5 protein-coding genes and 2 rRNA genes are annotated in these 10,556 nt (G+C 59.8%); 1 reads left to right on the plus strand and 6 read right to left on the minus strand.

Features of this window, described 5'->3' with window-relative positions; all coding sequences use genetic code 11:
- Nucleotides 1–18: 18 nt before the first annotated feature.
- Nucleotides 19–447, minus strand: a complete 429-nt coding sequence (gene mraZ, locus WS96_RS10480) for a division/cell wall cluster transcriptional repressor MraZ (RefSeq protein WP_006487094.1) — start codon at nt 445–447, stop codon at nt 19–21.
- Nucleotides 448–833: 386 nt separating this feature from the next.
- Nucleotides 834–1,460, minus strand: coding sequence for a 2-polyprenyl-3-methyl-6-methoxy-1,4-benzoquinone monooxygenase (coq7, locus tag WS96_RS10485; protein WP_059832371.1), 627 nt, complete (start codon nt 1,458–1,460; stop codon nt 834–836).
- A 276-nt stretch (nt 1,461–1,736) separates the two neighbouring features.
- Here coq7 and WS96_RS10490 point away from each other — a divergent pair, with 276 nt between their 5' ends.
- Nucleotides 1,737–2,888 (plus strand): porin, encoded by a 1,152-nt coding sequence (locus WS96_RS10490; protein ID WP_059675899.1) that lies wholly within the window; start codon nt 1,737–1,739, stop codon nt 2,886–2,888.
- A gap of 280 nt (nt 2,889–3,168) precedes the next feature.
- Here WS96_RS10490 and WS96_RS10495 read toward each other — a convergent pair whose 3' ends face one another.
- From WS96_RS10495 to WS96_RS10510, 4 genes are all read right to left on the minus strand, one after another.
- Nucleotides 3,169–4,842 carry a long-chain fatty acid--CoA ligase gene (locus tag WS96_RS10495; RefSeq protein WP_059832373.1) on the minus strand — a complete coding sequence of 558 codons (1,674 nt, stop codon included), beginning with the start codon at nt 4,840–4,842 and terminating at the stop codon, nt 3,169–3,171.
- 137 nt (nt 4,843–4,979) lie between these two features.
- Complete coding sequence (locus tag WS96_RS10500; RefSeq protein ID WP_059832375.1) at nt 4,980–7,055, minus strand: molybdopterin-containing oxidoreductase family protein; 2,076 nt, start codon at nt 7,053–7,055, stop codon at nt 4,980–4,982.
- A 376-nt stretch (nt 7,056–7,431) separates the two neighbouring features.
- Nucleotides 7,432–7,544, minus strand: a 5S ribosomal RNA gene (gene rrf, locus WS96_RS10505).
- Nucleotides 7,545–7,657: 113 nt separating this feature from the next.
- A 23S ribosomal RNA gene (locus WS96_RS10510) occupies nt 7,658–10,538 on the minus strand.
- Between the last annotated feature and the right edge of the window lie 18 nt (nt 10,539–10,556).

The raw sequence follows: 10,556 nt of genomic DNA on the forward strand, positions 1-10,556 counted from the left end.
GCGTCTCCGTCACCGCAATCAGAACGTGAAATTCTTCAGCGCGTCGGGCATGCCCTGCGCCATCGCTGCCTGCTCCTTCGCGTTGTAGGTCTGCGAATCCCACAGCTCGAAGTGACTACCCATTCCCAACAACATGACTTCCTTTTCCAGTCCGGCTGCCATGCGCAGCTCGGGCGATACAAGAATCCGGCCCGCGCTGTCGAGATCGACGTCCATCGCATTGCCGAGAAAAATTCGCCGCCACCAATGGGCGTCCATCGGCAGCGCGGCGATCTTGGCACGGAACACTTCCCATTCGGGGCGCGGAAACAGCAACAGGCAGCCGTCCGGGTGCTTGGTCACAGTCACCCGTCCTTCTGCCTGTCCTTGCAGCGCTTCGCGATAGCGAGCCGGCACCGACATCCGCCCTTTCGCATCGAGCGTCAGCGCCGACGCCCCTTGGAACACTTTCCGCTCTCCCGTTCAGGGCACCGAAGCACCCGCTCAATGCTGAGAATTTAGCCGGAATAGCCTGCTAAATCACACAAAAATACACTTTCTCACACTGTCTCCCACTTTAGAGGAAGGGTGTGGCACGGTCAAGGGAGCGGCTCGCTTTTTTGACGAATTTTGTTAGTTAGAACAAGGACTTACGCGCACATGCTCATGCGGCCCCTCATTCCAAAAACCGTTATAAATGAATGAGCTAGTGCAACTTGTGAAGGTGATACGTGAGAAAGGCGGGCCAGACGGGCGTGTGGACGGGGCTTTCGGGGGCGGGAAAACGAGGAGTGAGCGGACGGTATCGGGGGCGGCGAACCGGGGCGGCGTCCCACGCCACCCCGGCGCAAATCTCAGAGATAGTACGCAGTGCTCGTCATGACTTTCGACGCGGCGCGCATCAGCATCCGCGCAGGCAGCGGCAGCTCGATGCCGCCGGCGTCGGTCGCGGCCTTGCCGTGCTTGACCTCGTCGATCCGCATCTGGTCGACGATCGCGCGCGACGCGGTGTCGGCCGCCGGCAGCTCGGACATGTGGCCTTCGAGGTGGCTCTCGACCTGGCGCTCCGTCTCGGCCATGAAGCCGAGGCTGACCTTGTCGCCGAGCGTGCCGGCCGTCACGCCGATCGCGAGCGCGCCGGCATACCAAAGCGGGTTCAGCAGGCTCGGGCGCGAATCGAGTTCCTTCAGGCGGTGCGCGGTCCATGCGAGGTGGTCCTCCTCCTCGCGCGCGGCCTCCTCGAACATCGCCTTCGCCGACGCCGTGCGCGCGGTGAGCTTCTGCGCCTGGTAGAGCGCCTGCGCGCAGACCTCCCCGACGTGATTCACGCGCATCAGCCCGGCCGCGCGCGTGCGTTCGGCGGGCGTCAGTTCGACGTCGGGCGCATCGGCCGGCACGGGCACCGGCCGGCTCATCCGGCTAATGCCGGTCAGCGACCGCAGGCCGCGATCGAATTCGCTGATCAGTTCATCCAACACCATCCTGTTCTCCTGGCTGCAGGTGCCGCTGCGCGCGGCAAGGGCACGAGCCCGCCGCGTAACCGACTTGATTATTCAGCGGAAATTGCGGTTAACCCGTGATTTTAACCATTGTTGCATAAAGGAAACATAGCGGCGTTGAGCTGCAGCATTTCGCTTTGTGGCAAAAAACGGCTTTGCTACATTACGTGCGACTTCTTGCGAAGTTGATGGGGCCCGTCAACAGAACATAACTATCCGCCCCGCCAAAAAAATTCAGTGATTCTTGGAGATCCGTTAATGAAAAAGTCGCTTCTCGCGCTCGTCGCGCTGGGCGCGTTCGCTGGCGCTGCCCATGCGCAAAGCAGCGTGACGCTTTACGGCATCATCGATGAAGGCCTGCTCTTCAACAACAACGCAGGCGGCAAGCACCTGTACAGCATGGCCAGCGGCGTGATGCAAGGCAGCCGCTTCGGCCTGCGCGGCACCGAAGACCTCGGTGGCGGCCTGAAGGCGATCTTCACCCTCGAAAACGGTTTCGACGTGAACAGCGGCAAGCTCGGTCAAGGCGGCCTGATGTTCGGTCGTCAGGCTTACGTCGGCCTGTCGAGCCCGTACGGTACGGTCACGCTGGGTCGTCAGTACGACTCCGTCGTCGACTTCGTCGGCCCGCTCGAGGCAGGCGACCAGTGGGGCGGCTACATCGCCGCTCACCCGGGCGACCTCGACAACTTCAACAACGCGTATCGCGTGAACAACGCGGTCAAGTTCACGAGCCAGAGCTACGGCGGCCTCACGTTCGGCGGCCTGTACAGCTTCGGCGGCCAGGCTGGCCAGTTCTCGAAGAACCAGGTCTGGTCGCTCGGCGCAGGCTACAACAACGGCCCGCTGGTCCTCGGCGTCGGTTACTTGAACGCACGTACGCCGAACCAGTTCGGCGGCATGTTCAACAACGGTTCCGCTTCGTCGTCGGTCTCGTCGCCGATCTACGGCGCGTACGCGAACAACGCGAACACGTATCAGGTCATCGGTGCAGGCGGCGCGTACACGTTCGGCGCAGCGACGATCGGCGCGACGTACTCGAACACGAAGTTCAAGGGCTTCTCGGCAGGCCCGTTCGTGAACCAGACCGCGACGTTCAACAACGGCGAAATCAACTTCAAGTACCAGTTGACGCCGGCGTTGATCCTCGGCGCGGCGTACGACTACACGCAAGGCAGCAAGATCGACGGCAACTCGGCAGCCAAGTACCACCAGGGCTCGCTGGGCGTCGACTACTTCCTGTCGAAGCGCACCGACGTCTACGTGATCGGCGTGTACCAGCACGCATCGGGCAACGTGCTCGATTCGAACGGCAACGTCCTGAAGGCAACGGCAGCGATCAACGGTCTGGCCGGGTCGAGCACCAGCAACCAGGTCGCAGCACGCGTCGGTATCCGTCACAAGTTCTAATCAGCTTGTCTGACAAGCCGCAGCATATTGAAGGCGCCTTCGGGCGCCTTTTTCTTTTCTGACGGGGCGGGAATGTTGGCGGGTGGCGGGTGGCGGGTGGCGGGTCGCGGGTCGCGGGTCGCGGGTCGCGATAGACCACGCCGCGTGCGCCGTCCCGAGCCGTCAACTCGGAGCAAGGGTTGCGGCCACCTCCGCACGAAACAGGCACTTCCCCCGCAGCCGCAAACAAAAAAACCCGGCAACAGGCCGGGCTTCTCGTTCAACCGTATCGCTGCGCGCGTTACGCTCGTCCGTCGCGCAGCTCGCGCCGCAGGATCTTGCCGACGTTCGTCTTCGGCAGCTCCGTGCGGAATTCGACCAGCTTCGGCCGCTTGTACCCGGTGAGCCGCTCCTTGCAGTAAGCAAGGATGTCCTTGTCGGTCAGCGCCGGATCCTTTTTCACGACGAATAGCTTCACGGCTTCGCCGGAATGCTCGTCCGGCACGCCGACTGCCGCCACCTCGAACACACCCGGATGCGACGCCACCACGTCCTCCACTTCGTTCGGATACACGTTGAAGCCCGACACGAGAATCATGTCCTTCTTGCGATCGACGATCTTCACGTAACCGCGGGCATCCATCACGCCGACGTCGCCCGTCTTGAAGAAGCCGTCCGCGAACATGACTTTCGCGGTCTCGTCCGGCCGGTTCCAGTAGCCGGCCATCACCTGCGGCCCGCGAATGCAGATCTCGCCGGGCTCGCCGAGCGCAACGTCATTGCCGGCATCGTCGCGAATCGCGACTTCGGTCGACGGCAGCGGCAAGCCGATCGTCCCGCTGTATTCGGTGGCCGTCACGGGGTTGCAGGTCGCCACCGGCGACGTTTCGGACAGCCCGTATCCTTCGATGATCGCAGTACGGGTCTTTTCATACCACCGCTTCGCGACGCCTTCCTGGATCGCCATGCCGCCGCCGTTGGCGATCACGAGCTTCGACAGATCGAGCTGGTCGAAGTCGGGATGGTTCAGCAGCGCGTTGTACAGCGTGTTGACGGCCGGAATCGTCGAGATCCGGTAACCCTTCAGTTCCTTGATCATGCCGGCGATGTCGCGCGGGTTCGGGATAAGGACGCCCATGCCGCCCGTGCGCATCGTCAGGAAACCGCAGACGGTCAGTGCGAACACGTGATACAGCGGCAGCGCGACAACCGTCACGAATTGTTTCACGTCCGGGTACTTGTCGTGGGCCGGCTGATGCCAAGCGCCGGCCTGCAGCACGTTCGACACGATGTTCCGGTGCAGCAGCGTCGCGCCCTTCGCAACGCCGGTCGTACCGCCCGTGTACTGCAGGAACGCGACGTCGTCGGGGCCGATCTTCTGCGGCTTGAACGCCTGTCGTGCGCCCTCCGAGAGCGCGGCCTTGAAGCGCGTGAACGACGGCAGTTGCCACGCAGGCACCATCTTCTTCACGTTACGCACGACGTAATTGACGATCCATCCCTTGATGCCCAGCAAGTCGCCCATCGAAGCGACGACCACGTGCTTGACGGCCGTATTGGCGATGACGGCCTGCAACGTCGACGCGAAATTCTCCAGGATGACGATCGCCTCGGCACCGCTGTCCTTCAGCTGATGCTCGAGCTCGCGCGGCGTATAGAGCGGATTGACGTTGACCACGGTATAGCCGGCGCGCAGGACCGCAGCGATCGTCAGCGGGTACTGCAGCACGTTCGGCATCATGATCGCGACGCGCGCCCCGCGAGCCAGGCCGCGAGACTGCAGCCAGGCGCCGAACTGACGCGACAGCTTGTCGAGTTCGCCGTACGTGATCCGCTTGCCCATGCAAACGAACGCGGTACGGTCGCGATACTGCCGGAAGCTTTCGTCGAGCAGGTCCGGGACGGACGGATAAGGAGAGGAGTCGATTTCGGCTGGAACGCCGGGTGGGTACGATTTCAGCCAAATTTTGTCCATACCGCGCGTCTCCTCACAGATTTTCGAATGGTCGTGCTAAAACGCATCGTAACGGCTCCCCCGCCCCGAGACAACAGGGTTAGATGTCCACTTCGAACTTGCGTGTCAATTTTGTCTGATCACACGGCGATATTCGATCAAATCCGCTCAACTTCCACAAGACAATCGTAAAACGTCGCCGAATTGCCCAGATCGGTCAGCGCCTGGCTCGTCACCTCGTTCGCGTTCTTGCCGTCCGGCGACAGTTTCTTCCACCAGATCGACAACCCGACGACGAGCCCGGCACGCGCGCGATCGGTGAGTCGCGCGCGGGCCTGCATCGAGCCGCGGTCGTTGAAGATGCGGACGATGTCGCCCTCTGCGATGCCGCGAGCGCTGGCGTCGGACGGATGCATGTCGAGGTGCGGCTCGCCTTCCGTCGAACGCAGGCTGTCGACGTTCACGAACGTGCTGTTCAGGAAGTGGCGGGCCGGCGGCGAAATCATCGCCAATGGATAGCGTGCGGCGAGCTCGGGCGCGGCTTCGGTGGATTCGAACGGCGGCAGGTAGTCGGGGACGGGGTCCATGCCCATCTGCTCGAGCCGCGGGCTGTAGAACTCGCACTTGCCGGAGGGCGTGCGGAAACCGCCACTCGCGAACGGCGCCTCCGGCAGCTTGAGCTTCAGCCAGCCGACCCGCTTCAGCGTGTCCCAGTCGCTGTCGAGCGCCGGATCGTCCCAGCGAAGCGCCGCGCGCGCGACCTCTTCGTCGCTGTGATAGAGCGCGGGCTCGTCGAGTCCCATGCTGCGCGCGATCCCGCGAAAGATCTCCGTGTTCGGCCGCGCGTCTCCCACCGGCGGAATCGCCGGCAGGTTCGCCATCACGTAGGTATGGCCATACGATTTATGGACATCCAGATGTTCGAGCTGCGTGGTCGCCGGCAATACAATGTCGGCGAAATCGGCCGTATCTGTCTTGAAGTGCTCGAGAACGACCGTGAACAAATCGTCGCGTGCAAAGCCCGCGGCGACTTTCGACGAGTCCGGTGCAACCGCCACCGGATTCGAGTTGTACACGATCACTGCTTCGACTTTCGGCCCGAACGTCGCGTCCCCCGGATGCAGCAGCGCGTCGCCGATCGCGTTCATGTTGATGATGCGAGGCAGCTTGTGCGGCCAACCCGGCATCAGGTCCGGACGCAGCAGCGCGGCCTGATTGACGGGCGCCGATTCCGACGAGGAGAGCAGCAGGCCGCCTGCCCGATCGCGCCACGCTCCCGTCAGCGCCGGCAGGCTGGCAATCGCGCGCACAGCATTGCCGCCGCCGCGAACACGCTGCATGCCGTAATTGAGGCGGATCGATGCCTTCCGGGTAGCGCCGTAGCGACGCGCAAGATCGATCAGCACCGACGCATCGATGCCGCAGATCTCCGCCACGCGTTCCGGCGGATAGGACAGTGCGCGCGTCTTGAGCGCGTCGAAGCCGAGCGTATGGTCGGCGATGTAATCGTGATCGAGCAGGTTTTCGGTAATCAGCACATGCATCATGCCGAGCGCAAATGCACCATCGGTACCGGGCTTCAGTGCGATGTGCTGATGGCATTTCTCCGCGGTCAGCGAACGATATGGGTCGATCGCGACAAGACGCGCGCCACGGCGCTTCGCTTCCTGCGCGCGGGTCCAGAAGTGCAGGCTCGATGCAATCGGATTCGCGCCCCATATCAGAATCAGCTCGCTTTCCTCGAAGTATTCAAGGTGCATGCCGACACTGCCGCCGTAGGTATATCGCAGCCCCGCTGCGCCGGCTGCCGCGCAGATCGTCCGCTCCAGCCGCGACGCGCCGAGCTTGTGGAAGAATCGCTGGGCAATGCCCTCGCCTTGCACGAGCCCCATCGTTCCGGCATAGCTGTACGGCACGATCGCTTCTGGCGCGCGTGCGGCAATTTCACCGAGGCGACGTCCTATCTCGTCGAACGCTTCGCTCCAGCTGATCGGCACGAAGCGCCCCTCTCCCTTCGGGCCGACCCGCTTGAGCGGGACAGTGAGGCGATCGGGATGATGAACGCGATCCGCGTATCGGCTGACCTTCGTACACAACACGCCCTGCGTCGGCGGATGGTCGGGATCGCCCGTGACCTTGATTGCCTTGCCGTTCTCGACGGTCACCCGCATCGCGCACGTGTCCGGACAATCATGCGGGCAAACAGCCCGGGCTACCTGGGGGGCGGCGTTCATCGTTTTGAATGCAGAGAGGGGGATTCGCAAATTTTACGTGGACCCGCCGAATAAAGCGCCGGTTTCGCGCCGATTTTGGATTAGCCGGTCGAAAACGGGATGACGTGGCCGGCTCCAGGAAGCGGAAAGTTGGTCGCACAAGCGCGCCCGACGATACGCTGCGGCGCGCAAGTTGCGATCTTGATCGAGGATACGATCAATAATCGATTGAATCGCGAAAGATAGGAGCGATTGATGGGATTTGATGTTGCAGTTGATGCGGTGCCGGAGTGTTAACGCCGATAGGCTGGGTGACGCTTTCCGCCTGCACCGCATATTTTCGCCGCGCCAATGCAAAAACCCCCGCCTGATCGGGCGGGGGTTTCTGGCTAAGGGAGCCTGACGATTACCTACTTTCACACGGGAATCCGCACTATCATCGGCGTAGAGTCGTTTCACGGTCCTGTTCGGGATGGGAAGGGGTGGGACCGACTCGCTATGGTCATCAGGCAAAGAGGGTTGTTGCGTTGCTTCGCAGCGCAACCAATCTTGGAAGAAGCAGTAATGAGGTTGTGCGTATCGCACACGAGAATCAACAAGTCCTGTTAAGGCAGACTTGTTATAGGATCAAGCCTTACGGGCAATTAGTATCGGTTAGCTGAACGCATTACTGCGCTTACACACCCGACCTATCAACGTCCTGGTCTCGAACGACCCTTCAAGGGGATCTAGTCCCCAGGGATATCTCATCTTAAGGCGAGTTTCCCGCTTAGATGCTTTCAGCGGTTATCTCTTCCGAACATAGCTACCCGGCGATGCCACTGGCGTGACAACCGGTACACCAGAGGTTCGTCCACTCCGGTCCTCTCGTACTAGGAGCAGCCCCCTTCAAATATCCAACGCCCACGGCAGATAGGGACCAAACTGTCTCACGACGTTTTAAACCCAGCTCACGTACCTCTTTAAATGGCGAACAGCCATACCCTTGGGACCGGCTACAGCCCCAGGATGAGATGAGCCGACATCGAGGTGCCAAACACCGCCGTCGATATGAACTCTTGGGCGGTATCAGCCTGTTATCCCCAGAGTACCTTTTATCCGTTGAGCGATGGCCCTTCCATACAGAACCACCGGATCACTATGACCTGCTTTCGCACCTGCTCGACTTGTCGGTCTCGCAGTTAAGCACGCTTATGCCATTGCACTATCAGCACGATTTCCGACCGTACCTAGCGTACCTTCGTACTCCTCCGTTACGCTTTGGGAGGAGACCGCCCCAGTCAAACTGCCTACCATGCACTGTCCCCGACCCGGATCACGGGCCAAGGTTAGAACCTCAAACAAACCAGGGTGGTATTTCAAGGACGGCTCCACCGAAACTAGCGTTCCGGTTTCATAGCCTCCCACCTATCCTACACAGATCGGTTCAAAGTCCAATGCAAAGCTACAGTAAAGGTTCATGGGGTCTTTCCGTCTAGCCGCGGGTAGATTGCATCATCACAAACACTTCAACTTCGCTGAGTCTCGGGAGGAGACAGTGTGGCCATCGTTACGCCATTCGTGCAGGTCGGAACTTACCCGACAAGGAATTTCGCTACCTTAGGACCGTTATAGTTACGGCCGCCGTTTACCGGGACTTCAATCAAGAGCTTGCACCCCATCATTTAATCTTCCGGCACCGGGCAGGCGTCACACCCTATACGTCCACTTTCGTGTTTGCAGAGTGCTGTGTTTTTATTAAACAGTCGCAGCCACCAGTTTATTGCAACCCCTTCACCCTCCTGGCGCAGGCCAGTCAAGCTACAAGGGCGTACCTTATCCCGAAGTTACGGTACCAATTTGCCGAGTTCCTTCTCCCGAGTTCTCTCAAGCGCCTTAGAATACTCATCTCGCCCACCTGTGTCGGTTTGCGGTACGGTCATCGTTAGACTGAAGCTTAGAGGCTTTTCTTGGAACCACTTCCAATTGCTTCGCTCCCTAAGGAGCTCGCGCCACACCCTTGAATTGCGCGCCCGGATTTGCCTAAGCGCCTTCTCCAATGCAGCGACCGGGACTTCCAACACCCGGACAACCTTCCGCGATCCGTCCCCCCATCGCATCTAACAATGGTGCAGGAATATTGACCTGCTTCCCATCAGCTACGCATTTCTGCCTCGCCTTAGGGGCCGACTCACCCTACGCCGATGAACGTTGCGTAGGAAACCTTGGGCTTACGGCGAGGGGGCCTTTCACCCCCTTTATCGCTACTCATGTCAGCATTCGCACTTCCGATACCTCCAGCACGCTTTTCAACGCACCTTCGCAGGCTTACGGAACGCTCTCCTACCATGCGTGCAAGCACGCATCCGCAGCTTCGGTATATAGCTTAGCCCCGTTACATCTTCCGCGCAGGACGACTCGATCAGTGAGCTATTACGCTTTCTTTAAAGGGTGGCTGCTTCTAAGCCAACCTCCTGACTGTTTTAGCCTTCCCACTTCGTTTCCCACTTAGCTATATTTGGGGACCTTAGCTGGCGGTCTGGGTTGTTTCCCTCTTGACACCGGACGTTAGCACCCGATGTCTGTCTCCCGTGATTGCACTCTTCGGTATTCGGAGTTTGCTATGGCGGGGTAATCTGCAATAGACCCCCCAACCATGACAGTGCTCTACCCCCGAAGGTGAGACACGAGGCACTACCTAAATAGTTTTCGGAGAGAACCAGCTATTTCCAGGTTTGTTTAGCCTTTCACCCCTATCCACAGCTCATCCCCTAACTTTTCAACGTTAGTGGGTTCGGACCTCCAGTACGTGTTACCGCACCTTCATCCTGGCCATGGATAGATCACCTGGTTTCGGGTCTACGCCCAGCAACTGAACGCCCTATTCGGACTCGCTTTCGCTACGCCTGCCCTATACGGTTAAGCTTGCTACTGAACGTAAGTCGCTGACCCATTATACAAAAGGTACGCCGTCACCCCTTACGAGGCTCCGACTGTTTGTATGCATGCGGTTTCAGGATCTATTTCACTCCCCTCCCGGGGTTCTTTTCGCCTTTCCCTCACGGTACTGGTTCACTATCGGTCGATCACGAGTATTTAGCCTTGGAGGATGGTCCCCCCATCTTCAGACAGGATTTCACGTGTCCCGCCCTACTTGTCGCACACCTAGTTCTTTCATACTGTTTTCGCCTACAGGGCTATCACCTGCTATGGCCGCACTTTCCAGAGCGTTCGGCTAACAATACAAATAAAGAGTGCAAGGCTCATCCCATTTCGCTCGCCACTACTTTGGGAATCTCGGTTGATTTCTTTTCCTGCGGTTACTTAGATGTTTCAGTTCACCGCGTTCGCTTCACATGGCCTATGTATTCAGCCATGGATACTCCATAAGGAGTGGGTTTCCCCATTCGGACATCCCCGGATCAAAGCTTGTTTGCCAGCTCCCCGGGGCTTTTCGCAGGCTACCGCGTCCTTCATCGCCTGTGATCGCCAAGGCATCCACCACATGCACTTGTTCGCTTGACCCTATAACGAGTCTGTCTC

Origin of the sequence: Burkholderia sp. MSMB1835 (genome assembly GCF_001526365.1) — a bacterium.
GTDB lineage: Bacteria > Pseudomonadota > Gammaproteobacteria > Burkholderiales > Burkholderiaceae > Burkholderia.

Coding starts and splice junctions, on each gene's coding strand:
- WS96_RS10490 (WP_059675899.1), top strand. CDS start 1,737: ATGAAAAAGTCGCTTCTCGCGCTCGTCGCGCTGGGCGCGTTCGCTGGC.
- WS96_RS10495 (WP_059832373.1), bottom strand. CDS start 4,842: ATGGACAAAATTTGGCTGAAATCGTACCCACCCGGCGTTCCAGCCGAA.
- coq7 (WP_059832371.1), bottom strand. CDS start 1,460: ATGGTGTTGGATGAACTGATCAGCGAATTCGATCGCGGCCTGCGGTCG.
- WS96_RS10500 (WP_059832375.1), bottom strand. CDS start 7,055: ATGAACGCCGCCCCCCAGGTAGCCCGGGCTGTTTGCCCGCATGATTGT.